Below are 17,102 nucleotides of genomic sequence, written 5' to 3'. Positions count from 1 at the left end.
TATGAATAAAATGTATTCTGTCTGTTTTCTATTGCTTATCGTTGTTTTCTGTAGCGTTCTTTTTGCTTTTGAGAAAGATACCTTAGGAAAAGAAGATACATTCTATCATCAAATGAATGCCTTTAATGACCTTGTTGAGAAAAATAAAATGACAATGACAGATTGGCAAGTCCGCATAAAAAATCAAAGCGAACATGTAGATGATTTTTATACACAGCTAGACCAGTTCGAACAGGAATATCCTGAATTTGAACGTGCTTCTTTGGAAGAAGACAATAATTATGTGCATGTCACGTTTATAAATGGCGATTATGAGGGAAAGTTACTGGAAAAAGTTAAATGGATAGCGACCTCAACAACAAAAGGTTACAAAGTAGAAAAAACGTATGAGCTCCTTTCAAATGGAAATGGTGAACTCAAGAATCAACAATTGTTTAAAGATCGATTACGTACATTAGGTTTTGATTTAAAATCGTCTATGTCGTTTTATGAACTAACGGCAGAAATGGACGATACGCCTCAAGATTTAATGATTGAGGCCGAGGATTTAGTAAGTCAATTGGGCGCGACCACATTAGAGGGCCTAGAAGAAAAAACGTTTGTATCTATCTCTGCATATCATAAAGGATGGACCAATGGTATTGCGACAAATGATGATAAAGAGATGAACGTTCAAATCGCATTACGCGAACATCAAGAGTTGGGCTCTAGAACAACAGTAACTTTTGGAACGCCTATAATTACGACTGAATATTGATAATATAGAAGAGACAAATATCAGACGCGGAGGGGAATACGTTGGAAAAAATCATTGTCCGTGGCGGCAACAAGCTGCACGGCTCCGTGAAGGTAGAGGGTGCAAAGAACGCCGTCCTACCTGTAATAGCAGCATCAATTTTAGCGGAAAACGGAAATAGTGTTATCGAGGAAGTACCATCTCTTACAGATGTTTATACAATGAAGGAAGTTTTGACAAATTTGAACGTAGCAGTTGATTATGAAGATGGACGTTTCGTTGTTCATGCTAATCGTGCGCTTAAAACGGAAGCACCGTTTGAATACGTTCGTAAAATGCGTGCATCTTTCCTAGTAATGGGTCCTTTACTTGCACGTGTTGGTCGCGCAAGAATTGCATTGCCAGGTGGATGTGCCATTGGTTCACGCCCGATTGAGCAACACCTAAAAGGGTTTGAAGCGATGGGTGCAACAGTAGAAATTGGAAATGGCTTTATTGAAGCTCGCATCGATGGAAAGCTTCAAGGAACGAAGATTTATCTTGATTTTCCAAGTGTTGGAGCAACGGAAAACATTATGATGGCGGCTGTTCTGGCTGAAGGAACAACAATCATTGAAAATGTCGCTGAAGAGCCTGAAATTGTTGATTTAGCAAATTATTTAAACGCAATGGGCGCAAAGGTAAGAGGCGCTGGCACAGGTGTTATTAAAATTGAAGGTGTAGCTGCGCTTCATGGTGTGGTTCACTCGGTTATTCCTGATCGCATTGAAGCAGGAACATTTATGGTTGCTGCTGCCATTACAGGTGGAGATGTGTTCGTTGAAGGTGCAATTGCTGAGCATATGCGTCCTCTTGTAGCAAAAATGCGCGAAATGGGTGTAGAGATTCAAGAAGGTGAAACAGGACTTCGTGTTATTGGTCCTGAAGTGCTTAAAGCCGTAGATATTAAAACAATGCCTCATCCAGGCTTCCCAACGGATATGCAAGCACAAATGATGGCATTGCTTATTCGAGCTGAGGGTACAAGTGTTGTAACAGAAACGGTTTTTGAGAATCGTTTTATGCACGTTGAAGAGTTCCGTAGAATGAACGGAAACATTAAAATCGAAGGCCGTTCTGCGATTGTATCCGGTCCTACGTCATTACAAGGTGCAGAGGTAGGTGCAACAGACTTACGTGCGGGTGCCGCATTGGTCATCGCAGGATTAGTAGCAGATGGATATACTCGTGTTACAGAATTAAAGCACCTAGACCGCGGTTACGTGGGTTTAACGGAAAAGCTTAAAGCATTAGGTGCTGATATTGAACGAGTGGAAGAGCAATTAGAAAATGAATTTGAAAAAACAGCAGAATTGCTATAAGGTTGTATTTCCGGGGAAATAGTGAAATCTTGTCGTTTTGCTGGGATTTTAGTCGAAAAAGCATACCAGGCGGTGTGCTTTTTTTGCTGTGAAAAAAACGTCTTTTTTTCCGTTCATGGACATAGTCTCTAAAGTAGGTAATTGTCTAATGTAGGAGGAATGCCATGAAACAGATTTTGATTCCAGCTGTACTTCTAATTGTTGTCATCCTTCTCATTCCCGCAGCAATGGTAAGTATAAATGAGAGCAATCAAACCGCTCAGGAACCATTTAAACTAGCGCCTTTAGAGAAGACAAGCCAAGCGAGTGAGCCAATTGTACAATCAGAAGTTATTAAGCCAGAACCGACAATTGACGTGTACCGCTCACAAAAGGAAGAAGTAGAAGCCGTCGCCTTAACGGATTATGTAATAGGTGTTGTTGCCTCGGAGATGCCTGTAGAATATGAGCTTGAGGCTTTAAAAGCTCAATCTTTAGCAGCTCAGACTTATCTCATGTCGCAGAAGAATATAGCTGATGACAGCCGCAATGTTCCTGGAGATGCACTTGTAACAGACACCGTAACGCATCAAGTGTATCAAAATAAAGAAGAACTGAAGGAAAAGTGGGGAGACAAGTTTGATGAAAACTGGGCAAAGGTAGAAAAAGCGGTTCTTGCGACAGCAGGAGAAGTAATCGTCTATAACGAGCAACCTATTACGGCAGCATTTTTTTCGACTAGTAATGGGTATACCGAGAATTCAGAGGATTATTGGGCACAAGAAATTCCTTATTTAAAAAGTGTAGAAAGTCCGTGGGATCAGAATTCTCCCCGGTTTGATGAAGAGGTGACGTTGACAATAGAAGAATTTGAAGAAAAATTAGGCGTAACGTTAAGGGGCGACGGCTCCATTGGTGAAATTCAATCGAGAACAGAAGGTGGTCGAGTGGAGCGTGTTCAAATCGCTGATAAGCGGTTTAGTGGGCGGGATATTCGAGAAGCATTGAACTTAGATTCGTCTGATTTTTCTTGGTATATAAATGGAAATACTGTTGTCATTCAAACAAAAGGTTGGGGCCATGGGGTAGGAATGAGTCAATTTGGTGCAAACGGAATGGCAAAAGAAGGAAAAACCTATAAAGAGATTGTTTCACACTATTATTCAGGTGTATCCATTGAAACGATGGAACAAATAGAAGGATAGATTTGAAAAGACTGCGCATCTTCATGAAAGAGCCAGTCTTTTTTTGTTTGTCTGGTTTCAATAAACCCTTGCTATGAACGAAGTTACGGCTACTGAAAAATAATTAAATCTTTTTTTCGCTGGCATGTATATATTTCTATTAATTTGCTCAGAATGATTGGCAGAGGTGATGAGAAAATGAAAGAAGAAAAAAATTCTTCAAACAAAATTCAAGATTTGATGCGTAAGCGTTGGGTGTTACCGAGTGTTTATCTTGCTGCTGCTGCTGGTCTTTTGAGTACGGTTTTATTTCTTCAAAGTGGAGAAGATACAGAAAGAGAATTAGAGATTAGTGAAGGACCTGAACAAACAGAAGAGCCAACAGCTCCTGTAAACGTTGCAAATGAATCCTTCCACCTACCTGTTGAAAATGAAACAGATTTTGATAGAGTAGGAATCTTCTATGATGCACAAGCAGAAGTGGAAGAGCAAGAGCAAGCTATTGTCTATTTTAACAACATGTATGTAGAAAACAAAGGCGTTGATTTTGCAAGTAAGAACGGAGAAGCGTTTCCTGTAATGGCTTCGATGAGCGGTGTTGTCACAAAAGCGATGAAAGATTCGTTACTAGGTTTTGTCGTAGAAGTCGATCATGGTGATGGTGTTGTGACACATTATTCTAGTCTTTCAACTCTAGAAGTGAAGGAAGGCAAAGAGGTTTCTCAAGGCGATGTCATTGGTGAAGCAGGTGCCAATTCATACAACCAAGAAGCAGGAATTCATGTTCACTTTGAAGTGCGCCATGATGGTGTAGCAGTTAATCCGACTGACGCAATGGAAAAATCAGTTGAAGACATTGCTGCCTTTGCTCCACAAGGTGAGAAGAAAGAAAAAGAAAAAGAGAACGAAAAAGAAGAAAATGAAAAGCCAGATGAAAACGAAAAGCCTGATGAAAATGAAAAGCCGGAAGAAAACAAGCCATCTGTTGGTGAAGAACTTGAAGGCGAAACGGAATAAAGATTGATGGAAAGCATAGCTCGTGCTAAATGGGCTATGCTTTTACTCATTTATAGGGTCTGAATTATTTGTATAGTCAATTAGATTTTTTTGAAAAACAGATAAACTCTGTGAAAATGTGGTATATCATGCGCGACTTGCTAATACACTTTATCAATCACCTTAACAGAAATAGGGAGGCGAGTCGTGTGCACGATTACATCAAAGAGCGAACCATCAAGATAGGGAAGTACATCATTGAGACGAAAAAGACTGTTCGTACGATTGCGAAAGAATTTGGAGTCTCAAAGAGTACTGTACACAAGGATCTCACAGAACGTTTACCTGAGATTAATCCAGAGCTTGCTAACGACGTGAAAGAGATTCTTGAGTATCACAAGTCGATTCGCCATTTAAGAGGTGGTGAAGCGACAAAAGTAAAGTATCGTAAAGTCGAACAACCAGCTGTCAAGACTCAGAGATAAATTTTTCGACAAGATGAGTCGTTTCTCCCCAATTTGTGTTACTATTTATAATAGGTAAAAAGTGCGTCTTTAAATAGAGAATCAGGTACACATTACATAAGAATCGGATGTTTTGCGCACATCACCATATAAATTGTAACGAGAAAGAAGGGGGAACAAAGTCATGCTAGGTCGTGATATTGGAATTGATTTAGGAACAGCGAATGTATTAATTTATGTTAAAGGTCGAGGGATTGTATTAGATGAACCATCAGTTGTAGCCCTTGATACGACGACAAAACGAGTGTTGGCTGTAGGAGAAGAAGCCTTTCGCATGGTTGGACGTACACCTGGAAATATCGTAGCTATTCGTCCAATGAAGGACGGTGTCATTGCAAACTTTGAGATGACAGAGTCGATGTTAAAACATTTCTTAAACAAGATCAATGTGAAAGGTTTATTCTCTAAACCTCGGATTTTAGTTTGCTGCCCAACAAATATTACATCGGTAGAGCAGAAAGCGATACGCGAAGCTGTAGAGAAGACAGGTAGCAAAAATATCTATTTGGAAGAAGAGCCGAAAGTCGCAGCCATTGGAGCAGGAATGGACATTTTTCAACCTAGTGGAAATATGGTCGTTGACATTGGCGGTGGTACGACGGACATCGCTGTTCTATCTATGGGTGATGTTGTTACAGCCTCTTCCATTAAAGTAGCAGGTGACCGATTCGATTCTGATATCCTATCTTACATAAAAAAAGAGTACAAGCTTCTTATAGGTGAACGGACTGCTGAAGAAATTAAGAAACAAGTTGCAACGGTATTTCCAGGAGCGAGAAATGAGCAAATGGACATTCGCGGTCGCGATATGGTGTCAGGTTTGCCACGCAATATTACGATTCGTTCAGAAGAAATTGAAAAAGCGCTTGTAGAATCAGTCGACTACATTGTACAAGCTGCTAAACACGTATTAGAACAAACGCCTCCTGAGCTGTCAGCTGATATTATTGATCGCGGTGTCATGCTTACTGGTGGAGGAGCTTATTTACATGGAATTGATACGTTACTAGCAGAGGAGCTAAAAATCCCTGTCTTGATTGCAGAAGAACCGATGCACTGTGTGGCTACAGGTACTGGTATTTTACTTGAAAATCTTGATCGCATGTCAAATAAGAAAGTTCATATTTAAGGAGGTAGCGTATGTTAAAAGGTTTTTATACTGCAACAAGTGGCATGCTTTCGATGCAATATCGCCAAGACCAGTTAACGAATAATTTGGCTAACTCCAATACACCTGGGTATAAAGCGGATCAGTCGGTAACACGGTCGTTTCCAACAATGCTAATGCAGGCGAACAATGCTTATCAATCACCTAATAGACAAGTTGTCGGTGAATTGCCTACTGCAGTTTACTTGCAGGAACATATGATGAACGCTCAACAAGGCGATATTCAACAGACTGGACAAGCCACTGATCTAGCGTTGGTTCAGGGTGGAGCTACCGATGGAGAAGCGGTTTTTTTTGCGGTTGAAACAGAAAATGGTATTCGTTATACACGAAACGGAAATTTTCAAGTTGACTTGAATGGCAATCTTGTTACGGCTAGCGGTGGACGGGTACTAGGCACCGACGGTAATCCGCTGCAAGTAGGAAACGAATCCTTTACGATTCAGTCTTCTGGTGTTGTCGTAGTAGGTGGAGAAGAAGTTGGCTCTCTTGAAGTTGTTGTCGCTGATGATGTCAATGGCCTCATAAAAGAGGGGAACGGATACGTACGTAATGATCAAACGGATATGCAATCCGCTTATAATGTAGATACCGTAACGTTTTCAGTGCAACAATATGCACTAGAAAACAGCAATGTTGATGTGACGAGCACGATGAATGAGATGTTACAAGCCTATCGGTTGTTTGAAGCAAATCAAAAGGTTATTCAAGCGTATGATCAAAGCTTAGAAAAAACAGTGAATGAAGTTGGGCGAATTAGTTAAGGAGGGGTACACCGTTGATATCCGGATATAGTTCCGCGGCAACGCTTCAGCAGCTACAAATAAAGCTGGAGACGCTGTCAAACAATATTGCAAATGCTAATACCGTTGGGTTTAAAAGTCGCTCAGTTTCTTTTTCGGATGTACTCTCATCAGAATATACGAATCAACCTAATGAAAATCGCTCAACACCACATGGCTTAAGAGTGGGAACTGGAGCGAGAGCATCACTAACTTCTCTATCTGCAACGCAAGGGGATGTGAAAGAAACCGATCGAGCTCTCGATTTTGCTTTGACGGAGCCTTCACTTTTCTTTACAATAGCAACAAACGATGGTCAGCGTTTAACGAGAGACGGAACGTTTTATTTCTCTGAAACAGCAGGAGGAGAACTTTCGCTCGTAACGAAAAGTGGAGAACCACTGCTTAATGAAAATGGAACGCCTATTCTTTTACCTGCATCCACTATTTCACTAAGACTTGAGCAGGGTGGATTGACTGCAGAACTTGCTGACGGACAAGAACAAGTTATTCCTACATTCGGGTTAACACAGATTGACCGGCCTCAGGCTTTAGAAGCAGTTGGAGAAAATCAATATGTCTACCTTCAAGAAGATGCTATCTTTGGACAAGCGCAAGCAAATCAACTAAAACAAAGAGCGCTTGAGCAATCGAATGTGGATTTAAGTCAAGAGATGACTCAACTTATTTCAACACAAAGGCAAATTCAGCTACAAGCAAGAGCGTTTACATTTTCCGATGACATGGCTGGCCTCGTAAACAATATTAGACGTTAAAGCGAGGGGGAGGTGCGGACTTGAGTGATCGAAGCAACGACACTTCTGATAAAGAAATAGAAGAGTCCTCGATGCAGGAAGAAATAAATGAGTCTAAAGCAAAACCTAATAATGAATCTTCTTCAGACTCAATGCTCGAGAAGAGTGACCAAGAGCAACTTGCCAATCCGGAGACGTTTGAGAAAGAAAATGTCCAAGAACCAGTGCAAGATCATAACGATCACGTTCAAGAAGAAGGTGATCATACTAATGCGGAAAACTCGGAACAGATGCTTTTGCTTGAGGAAAGTGAAGAGGAAGTTGTTGAATCGACAGAAGCGTTGATCGATGAAGAATCTGTTGGTGCTGCCCCTCTTCACACGCAAGAGCCGCTGACGAGAGAAGAACGAAAGCGAAAACAACATGAGGAAGAAAATACCCATCGTGAGAATGAGCCATTTAAACGAGGTCGTATAAGACTCATTCCCATTTGGTTAAGAATTATCGTTGTAGCTGTATTAGCAGGCGCTGCGCTCATAATCGGATTAGTAATTGGTTTTTCGGTTATCGGTGGCGAAGAGAATACATTTGAAGTATTAAGACCAGAGTTGTGGTACAACATTATTGATACCATAAGAGGTCAATGATAAAGGCACGGTAAGGATGAACAAAATCCTTCCGTGCCTTTTTAGGTTCGTTCGTTTCTATTAACAAGCTTTTAGCTAGATCTCTTCTTGCAATAGAAGAAACATGTATGATTTTAAATCTGTCTCACATACTAGAGAAAAGTGTGGAGGGATAGGAATCAATGGTCTTTTCCAATAAAAAATCGCCGAACCAACCCAAAAAGCATATTGCTTCCTATCAAACCATTGAAGAGGTCATCGTACATGCAAGTCAATCTGATGATTTCGTAAAGAGGGAAGATTGGCAAGGCGCAAAACAAAAAGTGACGATGTTTTATTTTGAATCCATGATCGACATGCAAAAGTTGCCTTCTCATGTTCTGCACCCTATGGGTAAGCTATCTCACTATACATTTGAACAACTTAAAGAACGATTGTATACAACTGAAATGAAGCTTTGTCACACGGCTTTAGAAGCGGATGAGGGGCTTTTAAAAGGGTCGATCTTGTTGCTCGTTGAAGAAAGCAGAAAAAAGAATTATCTGTTAGTGGATTTGTCTTATCAAGAAGATCGTGAAGTAACTGTACCGGAAATTGAGTTCAGTGTTTTTGGCTCGAAAGAATCGTTTATTGAAACGGTTGAAGTAAATATCAATTTATTAAGACGACGTATTCCTTCGTCAGATTTATACATGAAAAAATATACCGTAGGCAGTCATTCAAAAACAGATGTATACGTCGTTTACTGCAAATCGATTGCGAATGAGGAAAATGTGGCAACTGTACAAAAACGCATGAGTGAGTTGGACGTTGATCAAATTCAAGATGCTTCCATGCTCCTACAAGTGCTTGAAGATACACGATCAATCTTTCCACAGATCATTGATACGGAGCGACCTGATCGATCGGCAGGAGCGTTGTTAGAAGGGAAGATCATCATCTTAACAAACGGTTCACCGCAAGCACTCATTACACCTGTGACTGCATTTCAATTTATTTCCGCTTTCGAGGATTATCTTCTCTCTTGGCAAACAGCTTCTGCTTTACGGTTGGTACGTATTATGGCGGTGTTTTTTTCTATTTTCGCAACGCCCCTTTATGTAGCAATTTTAACGTATCATCCAGAAATCATTCCGCAAGACTTATTTTCTAGTCTAGTTGTTTCAAGAACAGCGGTTCCGTTTCCACCAATTATGGAGGCGCTTTTTTTGGAAATAACAATTGAGTTACTTCGAGAAGCTGGAGCTCGTCTTCCAACAAAGGTGGGTCAAACTATCGGGATTGTTGGAGGGATCGTCATTGGAACAGCTGCTGTTGAAGCAGGTTTAACAAGTAATGTCCTGCTCATTATTGTGTCATTGGCTGCTTTAGCATCGTTTACAATCCCTGTTTATCGCATGGGGACAACGATTCGTTTTGTGCGGTTCCCATTTATCATTGCTGCTCAAGCATGGGGGTTAATTGCAATAGCACTTGTTTCGGTTATTTGTATGAGCCATTTATTATCGCTGACTTCATTAGGTAGACCATATATGGCTCCTATTTACCCCTTTTCCTTCACAGATATGAAAGATTCTCTATTACGGTTGCCGCAATCAATGCAAGGGACGCGACCGCGATTTCTGCAAACGAAGAGAAAGAAGCGACCATTTAACAGACATTCTAAGCCGACTAAAGATATTGACGACGGTTATTAGAAGAAGGAGCATTGTAATGGCACAAACGCCCCCTAATCATCTACAAGTTCCTGCTTATATGGCTTTTTTCCTTGTGCATGGCGCACAATTTGGAGTGGGAGTATTAGGCTTTTCACGCTATATTGCTGAAATAGCAGGTTACCAATCATGGCTTGCAGTAGTGATTGCAGGTGCAGCCAACCAACTTATTATTTGGATGATGTTTAAGACAATCAAACGAACGCAACAGCCTGATCTTTATATGGTCAACAAGACTTTATATGGAAAATGGCTAGGTAGTATCATGACGATTCTTTTTAGCCTTTATTTTGCCATTCTAGCGGTTGTCGTTTTACGCACCTATATTGAGATCGTCCAAGTGTGGATTTACATAGAGCTAGCGACGTGGTCGATTGCCCTTGCCTTCTTATTAGTTGCCTATTATGCCATTGTAAAGGGGTTTCGAGTAATAGCTGGCTTGACGTTTTTGTTTTCGTTTCTTCCTTTTTTGTTAACACCTACTATTGCTCCAGTTCTTGAATATGCCGAATGGTTTCATTTGTATCCAGTGATGTCGTCGACGTTTCTTGATATTCTTAAAGCAAGTTTCATATTAACATTAAGTTTTGCAGGAGCGGAGCTAATTTTTGTTTATTATCCATTTTTGCAAGACAAGGATAAAGCGCAGCAGTACGCTCATTTAGGTAGTTTCGCTACAACCATCGCTTATTTAGTGATTACGTTCTTAACCTTTATCTACTATAGCGCCGAGCAGTTGAAGCTGACCATTTGGCCGACTTTAAGCGCATGGAAAATTGCTTCCTTCGTTTTTATTGAGCGGGTTGAATATATCGGAATCGCGATGTGGCTACTTGTTATTTTTCCAAATATCATCTTAACGATCTGGGCGTCCAGTCGTCTTCTCAAGCTTCAGTTTCGTATAACACACAGAAAGACGGTTTTCTTCGTACTTATATTAGTGTTTATAACGACCATTCAATTTACGACTCGTGATGAGATTAATATGCTCAATGAAAGCATTAACTATATTGGACCAGTATTTATTTTCGGTTTCATTCCATTACTTTTAATCGTTAGTTATATACGAAGAAAGAAAGGAGGGCATTCGGCATGAAAAAGAAGATTTTTATTTTTTTTGTGACGATATTGGTTGTGATCCTTTTCTTTTCTGGGGTGCGTACGAATATTATTGATGAACTACAACTCGTGACAATAGTCGGTTTTGATCGGGCAGAAGACGATCAGTTTCGTGGTACGGTAACATTATCCGCTTATTCAATGGAAGAGGAACTGAATAACGTAACGCTTTCTGCTGTGTCAACATCAACGAGAGAGCTTCGTTTAAAGCTGAATGCCATGTCTTCAAGACCTATACACGGTGGGAAAATTTCTGCCATTGTTGTTCAAGATGAGCTCGCAAAGTCCGGTATTTTCTCTCTTTTGGATACGTATTATCGAGATCCAACGATTGCACTAAAGTCGTATCTCTGTGTGACGAGAGGGAAGGCAGAGACGATGTTAAACCGTGAATTTCCTCTGCAAACAGAAATAGGTACTTACTTAAGTGATATGCTTTCCCACAATGTAGACTATGGAAACTTACCGCTAACGAATATGCACTTATTTATGAGAGCTTACTATGAAAAGGGCAAAGACCCTATTATGCCGATATTATCTTATACAGAAAATGCACTACGAGTAGAGGGGATGGCTCTTTTTAAAGACGATCGCTTTGTGGCAGAAGTTGATTTAAACGACTCCTTTTATTTGAAATTAATTCAAGATGGTTATCAGCATGGAGGATTAATTGAAGTTGCGATGGATCAAGGGGAAGGAGTTGCGGTGCTCCGAGAAATACGATCTAACTTAGATTTAAAAACAGATATGGATCAAAACGTGATTCACATTGATGTAAAAGTGAAAAGTCGTATTAGTGAATATTCAGGAGGGCTTATTACTGAAGAAAAAGTAAAGGACATTGTAGAAGCGGCTAAAGCCAATATTGCTTCTGGAATTCGTGATATTGTTTCATTAATGCAAGAAAACCAGGTCGATCCAATAGGGTTAGGAGCTAGGCAATTAGAGAAAGAGAAGATAAGTGAGGAAGAGTGGTATAACGCGTTCCAACAAATGGATGTACACGTTAAAGTAGATGTGAAGATTGTTGAATCAGGCGTTAGCCAATAACAGTATCTTTTTTATACTATATATCCTTAAAGTACCTACTTTACAAATGACCGTGTAGCGGTACAATGGAAGACGTTCATTTTTTTAGTAGGAGGAAAAATATAATGGCTAATGTACTAATGATTAATGCTAGTGATCGTCATGAGCATGGCGTCAGCGTAAAAATGTATAATCAATTTGTTCAATCATATAAGGAAACTCATGAGCAAGATACAGTTGAAGAGGTGAACCTTTTCGAAGCAAATCTGCCTTACTACGGTGAAAAGGCTATTGCAGCACTAACAAAGAAAGCGCAACAAGTTGATTTGACGGCTGAAGAAGAGGAATTGGTTAATACGATTAGCTATTACCGTGATCAGTTTTCAAAAGCAGATAAACTAATGATTGCTTTTCCTCTTTGGAATTTTACAGTACCGGCTCCCCTTATTACGTATCTTTCGTATTTAGCTCAAGCTGGTTTTACATTCCAGTACACTGAAAATGGCCCAATAGGGTTAGCTGGAGATAAGGAAGTCGTTCTTCTAAGTGCTCGTGGTGGCATTTATTCAGAAGGCACACCGATGGAAAGTGCAGAAATGGCAATGAAACTTGTCCGCCAGACTATTTCTTTATGGGGTATTGTGAACCCGGAAGAGATTGTTATTGAAGGGCATAATGCGGCTCCAGATCAAAAAGAGCGCATTCTTGAAGAAGGACTAACAAACGTTGCAACAGCAGCTGGACGTTTCTAATAAAGTAGGTACGCATGAAAGGAGAACAATCCTTTCATGCGTTTTTTATTATAAAAGCTGCAAATCGTTTAGCCGCTTTAGCCAATTAGTTAAACAAGCATTCCAATAGTCCCATGTATGATCCCCTGGTCCCTCGATGTATTGATAAGGAAGAGAAGTCCTCTCAGCATGCTTACGAAATGTTTGGTTGATCGGATAGAGGAAGTCTTCTGTCCCACAGTATTGAAACAATGGTAATGGAATAGACTGTTTGTCAACTTGGTCTAGCTTATATAAAAGATCATTCTTCGTTTGTGCAATGTTCCTCTCAAGCCCAAAAATGGCTTGCATGTAAGGTTTTCTCTCTGTATCTTGGTTCTTCTCTTGAAGAGCAACTAAGTCTTCAATAAGCAGAGCGCCTGAGAAACTTGCCGCTGCTCGAAACCGCTCTGGTTCGTTTAACGCTAACTTGAATGCACCAAATCCACCCATTGATAAGCCCGCAACGTAGCGATGTTCACTTTTTTTAGAAAGAGTAAAATGTTTCTCCATCGTCGTTGGCAACTCGTCTTGAATGAACGAATAATAGTTCCCGCCATAGGACATGTCATTATAATAACTCAGTCCAACATCAGGCATGCAGATGACAAGGTTATACTCATTTGCTAGATGCTCAACGTTTGTATTACGTAACCAAGCGGTCTCATTATCGCTCCAGCCATGAAAAAGATAAAGTGTTCTATATGGAGGTGTAGCGTTATCAGGTAGGATGAGTTGAATTCCTATTTGTTTTCCTATAGTAGTCGCATGCATTGTCATATGAATTAGTGCCACGATATTCGCTCCTTTTAAAATGGTCCTTCACATATCCTTATTCGCTAGTCATTCTATAAATCCTTCTCTTGCTTAGTTTAAGGCGAAAAATATGATAAAATAAGTCGAATAGAAAGAAAGAGGAGGTGGCGTTCGTGTTATCAATAGAAGAAATTAAAGCGTTAATTCCCCATCGTTACCCATTCTTGTTAGTTGACAAGGTTCTTGAATTAGAAGCCGGAAAGCGAGCAGTAGGGATTAAAAATGTTACGGTCAATGAAGAGTTCTTCAATGGGCATTTTCCTGAATATCCTGTTATGCCGGGTGTGTTAATTGTTGAGGCTTTAGCACAAGTTTCTGGTATTGCAGTAGCGAAAGCGCAAGAAGACACAACAAAAATTGGTTTGTTTGCAGCAATTGACCAGTGTAAATTTAAACGTCCTGTTCGCCCAGGCGACCAGCTTCGGTTAGAAATTGAGATTACACGTATGAAAGGACCTGTTGCAAAAGCGACTGGTGTTGCTTACGTTGATGGTGAAATTGCTGCTCAAGCTGACATGACATTTGCATTTAAGTAAGAGCAGGTTCTTCAACTTTTCTCTTAATAGAACGGATAGAATAGAGCGTGGGTTAACCCCTCGTTCTTTTTTATGTTATCCGTACATTTTAGAGGAATTTCACATATTTTTTTATGAATGAAAAAGCCCAGTCGTTAAAGACAAACCCCTTGATACATATGCAAATATGTAAGATTGTTCTCTTTGTGGATATTCATTGTCTATTATAAAACTCTCTTGTATGATATGTATCAGTAACCTTAAGGGAGACAGATACGCTATGAAACAAATACGCGATATTATAAAACAGGATTTTAGAAATTTAAAGCGAGTACCACTCGTTGCGCTATTATTAGTGGGCCTCGCTTTTCTACCAGCTCTTTATGCTTGGTTTAATATTGCTGCTTCTTGGGATCCTTACAGTAATACAGAGGGCATTAAAGTGGCGATTGTTAATGAAGATCAAGGAACCACTGTAGAAGGGGAGCCCATTAATGTCGGAAACGAACTTGTTCAAAATTTGGCCGATAACGATAAGATGGGGTGGATTTTTGTTGATCGAGAACAAGCGGAAAAAGGGGTACGAGATGGTGAGTACTATGCAAGTGTGTATCTTGATGCAGGATTTTCTGAGCAACTAACGAGCGTCATTAACGGTGACCCACATGCACCAGAAGTTCGTTATGAAGTCAACGAAAAAATGAATGCGATTGCCCCTAAAATGACCTCTGCTGGTGCATCGGCTGTTGTGGATGAGATTAGTCAGCAATTTCTTGAAGAAGCTTCTAGATCTTTGTTTACACAATTGAACGATATTGGCATAGAGCTTGAAAATGAGTTGCCAACTATTCGTCGTATTGAAAACTTAATTTTTGATTTAGAGGATCGTTTTCCAGAGATTAATGAGTTAGGTGAAACGGTTATTGAACTTCAAAACGACTGGCCAGAATTAAGAGAAAAGCTGGATCGTTTTTTGGCGGTGGAAGAAGAGTTCGATGCAATTAATGAAGGTGCAGATGTTGTTATCCAAGTCGAAGGTTACTTGCCAATGGTCCACCAAATAGCAGACCGATTAATAGAGGTCGAGCAAGTATTGCCGGAGGTAGATGATATTGTTGTTCAAGCGGAAAAAGTAAACGGGCGATTAGATGAAATAGAAAGTCAGCTGACGCAAACATTAGAGTTGCTCACTATTGCGGAAGAAGCGCTCACGAAAGCCAAAGATGCACTTCCAAAAGCAACCGAAATAAGTGGGGATATGGAGCAGTATGCGGAACAAATGGTGGACGTTCTAGATGAGTTGGAACGCTCCGTTGATCCAATTGTTCAGTTCATATCCAATCAAGCCACAATCATCGAACAAACGTCAAGTTCTATTTTAGCTGCATTAGAACAAGTGGAATCAGGTGAAAGCATTGAGCACGTTATCCCACAATTAGAGCAAGCAAGTCGTTTGCTCGAATCCAATCAAGAGGCCATTGGGCATGCCATATCGTTTCTTGAACAAGTAAATGAGTTATCGCCAAATACAGACACAGAGGCACTAATTGATTCATTAGCATCCCTTAATCAACAATTAAATGCGTTACAACAGCAAGTTGATGACGGGCTTGATGTTCTAAAATCATCTGGATCGATTGGAGAGAACCAGCTTCAATCATTACGCGATCGTGTTGCGGCCATACAAGGAAGTGCGAGTCGTGCCCAAGGTCTATTTTCCAATGATGCAGCAGCAACGATGAAAGAGGGGATTGGGCAGTTAAAAGAAGATGTAATAACTGTTGAAGGAACCATTCAACAGCAACGGGATCGTCTACCAGAACTTGAACAACTCATTAATCAAGCAGATCAGGTTCGTGTGGCTGGAGAAGAGCAAATTCGTTACCTACTTGGTGAATTGCCAACTGTTCGAGCACAGCTGCAAGAAGGCGTACAGTTTATTGAAGAGGAGCTACCGAAGCTTCAGAGACTCATTCACAATGTGAATACGTTCTTTGCTACTGATTTTCCAGGTATTGAAGAGAACATCCACGGCGCAGCTGATTTTGTTCGTACTGATTTGCCGATGATAGAAGATGAATTGTCAAACGTCATACAGCTTATTCAAACGAACCTTCCTCAATTTGAAGAAACGTTAGGGGAAGTCGCTGCATTTGCAGATGAACAACTGCCGGATTTAGAAGAAACGGTTGGGAACGCAGCCGATCGTATTCGTGACTTTGATGAAAATCATAATCTGAATGATATGGTCGCGCTACTTCGAAATGACATTGAAGAGGAAAGTGCTTTTTTTAGAGAGCCCGTCAAGCTGGTTGAAGAACAGCTTTATGCAGTACCGAATTATGGTTCTGCTAATGCGCCTTTTTATACAGCTCTGTCGCTTTGGGTAGGTTCTCTCCTTCTCGTCAACTTATTGAAAACAGATGTTCATCCAGAAGATATGCGTGAAGAGTATAAGGTCCATCACATTTATTTAGGCCGTTTAGTACTCTTTTTAATCGTTAGTTTTTTACAAGGAACGATCGTCAGCCTCGGAAACCTATTTTTATTAGGGACGTATGCTGCTCATCCAGTTTACTTCTTTCTATTTACGCTATTAACTGGATTTGTGTTTATGACAATCGTGTACACTCTGGCTTCCGTATTCGGAAATATTGGGAAGGCGCTAGCAATCGTTCTAATGGTTTTACAGCTGTCAGGTGCAGGAGGAACATTTCCAATTCAAGTGGCACCACCGTTCTTTCAGGCAATTAATCCATTCTTACCCTTTACCTATGCTATTAATTTGCTGAGGGAAGCTGTTGGAGGTATTGTTTGGTCAACTGCAGCTACTATGATTGGCGTGCTACTTCTTGTCTTCGTTTTGGCTCTGTCGTTTGGTTTATTACTGAAAAAACCACTAGCAAAGCGAATGCAAGAGACTACTGCTAAATCAAAATCAAGTCGAATGATTGATTAAACAAAGCCTTTCGTTCATCTCTCCTTATAAAAAGGTTTTCTTTTCAGGAAAACAGGAATGAGAAAGAA

General features: G+C 40.3%; 16 protein-coding genes. 15 read left to right on the top strand and 1 reads right to left on the bottom strand.

Going from position 1 to position 17,102, the window contains the following annotated elements:
- Position 1: 1 nt before the first annotated feature.
- The 13 genes from PQ477_RS06185 (at position 2) to PQ477_RS06125 (ending at position 12,726) form a co-directional block, all read left to right on the top strand.
- Positions 2 to 757: a YwmB family TATA-box binding protein gene (locus tag PQ477_RS06185; RefSeq protein WP_052007775.1), complete on the top strand. Its 756-nt coding sequence runs from the start codon at positions 2 to 4 to the stop codon at positions 755 to 757.
- A gap of 41 nt (positions 758 to 798) precedes the next feature.
- Positions 799 to 2,097, top strand: coding sequence for a UDP-N-acetylglucosamine 1-carboxyvinyltransferase (gene murA, locus PQ477_RS06180; protein WP_274273187.1), 1,299 nt, complete (start codon positions 799 to 801; stop codon positions 2,095 to 2,097).
- A 164-nt stretch (positions 2,098 to 2,261) separates the two neighbouring features.
- Positions 2,262 to 3,281, top strand: coding sequence for a stage II sporulation protein D (spoIID, locus tag PQ477_RS06175; protein WP_035394298.1), 1,020 nt, complete (start codon positions 2,262 to 2,264; stop codon positions 3,279 to 3,281).
- A gap of 177 nt (positions 3,282 to 3,458) precedes the next feature.
- Positions 3,459 to 4,277 carry a stage II sporulation protein SpoIIQ gene (gene spoIIQ, locus PQ477_RS06170; protein WP_052007777.1) on the top strand — a complete coding sequence of 273 codons (819 nt, stop codon included), beginning with the start codon at positions 3,459 to 3,461 and terminating at the stop codon, positions 4,275 to 4,277.
- 188 nt (positions 4,278 to 4,465) lie between these two features.
- A complete protein-coding gene (gene spoIIID, locus PQ477_RS06165) occupies positions 4,466 to 4,741 on the top strand; it encodes a sporulation transcriptional regulator SpoIIID (RefSeq protein ID WP_035394300.1) in 276 nt (91 codons plus the stop codon).
- Positions 4,742 to 4,904: 163 nt separating this feature from the next.
- Positions 4,905 to 5,909, top strand: coding sequence for a rod shape-determining protein (locus tag PQ477_RS06160; protein ID WP_035394303.1), 1,005 nt, complete (start codon positions 4,905 to 4,907; stop codon positions 5,907 to 5,909).
- Between the two features lie 11 nt (positions 5,910 to 5,920).
- A complete protein-coding gene (locus tag PQ477_RS06155) occupies positions 5,921 to 6,712 on the top strand; it encodes a flagellar hook-basal body protein (protein ID WP_035394304.1) in 792 nt (263 codons plus the stop codon).
- A gap of 14 nt (positions 6,713 to 6,726) precedes the next feature.
- Positions 6,727 to 7,506, top strand: coding sequence for a flagellar hook-basal body protein (locus PQ477_RS06150; protein WP_274273186.1), 780 nt, complete (start codon positions 6,727 to 6,729; stop codon positions 7,504 to 7,506).
- 20 nt (positions 7,507 to 7,526) lie between these two features.
- Entirely contained in the window at positions 7,527 to 8,132 is a 606-nt protein-coding gene (locus tag PQ477_RS06145) for a DNA-directed RNA polymerase subunit beta (protein WP_274273185.1), read from the top strand.
- Positions 8,133 to 8,293: 161 nt separating this feature from the next.
- Positions 8,294 to 9,808 carry a spore germination protein gene (locus tag PQ477_RS06140; RefSeq protein WP_052007780.1) on the top strand — a complete coding sequence of 505 codons (1,515 nt, stop codon included), beginning with the start codon at positions 8,294 to 8,296 and terminating at the stop codon, positions 9,806 to 9,808.
- Between the two features lie 16 nt (positions 9,809 to 9,824).
- Complete coding sequence (locus PQ477_RS06135; RefSeq protein ID WP_035394307.1) at positions 9,825 to 10,922, top strand: GerAB/ArcD/ProY family transporter; 1,098 nt, start codon at positions 9,825 to 9,827, stop codon at positions 10,920 to 10,922.
- Complete coding sequence (locus PQ477_RS06130) at positions 10,919 to 11,995, top strand: Ger(x)C family spore germination protein (protein WP_274273184.1); 1,077 nt, start codon at positions 10,919 to 10,921, stop codon at positions 11,993 to 11,995. Before PQ477_RS06135 ends, PQ477_RS06130 begins: the two co-directional genes overlap by 4 nt.
- Before the next feature lie 104 nt (positions 11,996 to 12,099).
- Positions 12,100 to 12,726 (top strand): FMN-dependent NADH-azoreductase, encoded by a 627-nt coding sequence (locus PQ477_RS06125; RefSeq protein WP_035394309.1) that lies wholly within the window; start codon positions 12,100 to 12,102, stop codon positions 12,724 to 12,726.
- Positions 12,727 to 12,774: 48 nt separating this feature from the next.
- Here the strand turns inward: PQ477_RS06125 and PQ477_RS06120 are convergent, their stop codons facing one another.
- Positions 12,775 to 13,539 (bottom strand): alpha/beta hydrolase, encoded by a 765-nt coding sequence (locus PQ477_RS06120; RefSeq protein ID WP_035394310.1) that lies wholly within the window; start codon positions 13,537 to 13,539, stop codon positions 12,775 to 12,777.
- A gap of 134 nt (positions 13,540 to 13,673) precedes the next feature.
- Between PQ477_RS06120 and fabZ the strand changes: the two genes are divergently transcribed.
- Positions 13,674 to 14,096, top strand: a complete 423-nt coding sequence (gene fabZ / locus PQ477_RS06115) for a 3-hydroxyacyl-ACP dehydratase FabZ (protein ID WP_035394312.1) — start codon at positions 13,674 to 13,676, stop codon at positions 14,094 to 14,096.
- A gap of 259 nt (positions 14,097 to 14,355) precedes the next feature.
- A complete protein-coding gene (locus tag PQ477_RS06110; protein ID WP_274273183.1) occupies positions 14,356 to 17,034 on the top strand; it encodes a YhgE/Pip domain-containing protein in 2,679 nt (892 codons plus the stop codon).
- Positions 17,035 to 17,102: the final 68 nt, after the last annotated feature.

Source organism: Shouchella hunanensis (assembly GCF_028735875.1).
In the GTDB taxonomy this organism is placed as follows: Bacteria; Bacillota; Bacilli; order Bacillales; family Bacillaceae_D; genus Shouchella; species Shouchella hunanensis.
This window is presented reverse-complemented; position numbering and strand designations above follow the sequence as displayed.

Bases quoted from the DNA above. Each gene is read 5' to 3' on its own strand.
- spoIIQ (WP_052007777.1), top strand. From the start codon at position 3,459: ATGAAAGAAGAAAAAAATTCTTCAAACAAAATTCAAGATTTGATGCGT.
- PQ477_RS06140 (WP_052007780.1), top strand. From the start codon at position 8,294: ATGGTCTTTTCCAATAAAAAATCGCCGAACCAACCCAAAAAGCATATT.
- PQ477_RS06130 (WP_274273184.1), top strand. From the start codon at position 10,919: ATGAAAAAGAAGATTTTTATTTTTTTTGTGACGATATTGGTTGTGATC.
- spoIID (WP_035394298.1), top strand. From the start codon at position 2,262: ATGAAACAGATTTTGATTCCAGCTGTACTTCTAATTGTTGTCATCCTT.
- PQ477_RS06135 (WP_035394307.1), top strand. From the start codon at position 9,825: ATGGCACAAACGCCCCCTAATCATCTACAAGTTCCTGCTTATATGGCT.
- PQ477_RS06125 (WP_035394309.1), top strand. From the start codon at position 12,100: ATGGCTAATGTACTAATGATTAATGCTAGTGATCGTCATGAGCATGGC.
- PQ477_RS06110 (WP_274273183.1), top strand. From the start codon at position 14,356: ATGAAACAAATACGCGATATTATAAAACAGGATTTTAGAAATTTAAAG.
- PQ477_RS06160 (WP_035394303.1), top strand. From the start codon at position 4,905: ATGCTAGGTCGTGATATTGGAATTGATTTAGGAACAGCGAATGTATTA.
- PQ477_RS06185 (WP_052007775.1), top strand. From the start codon at position 2: ATGAATAAAATGTATTCTGTCTGTTTTCTATTGCTTATCGTTGTTTTC.
- PQ477_RS06155 (WP_035394304.1), top strand. From the start codon at position 5,921: ATGTTAAAAGGTTTTTATACTGCAACAAGTGGCATGCTTTCGATGCAA.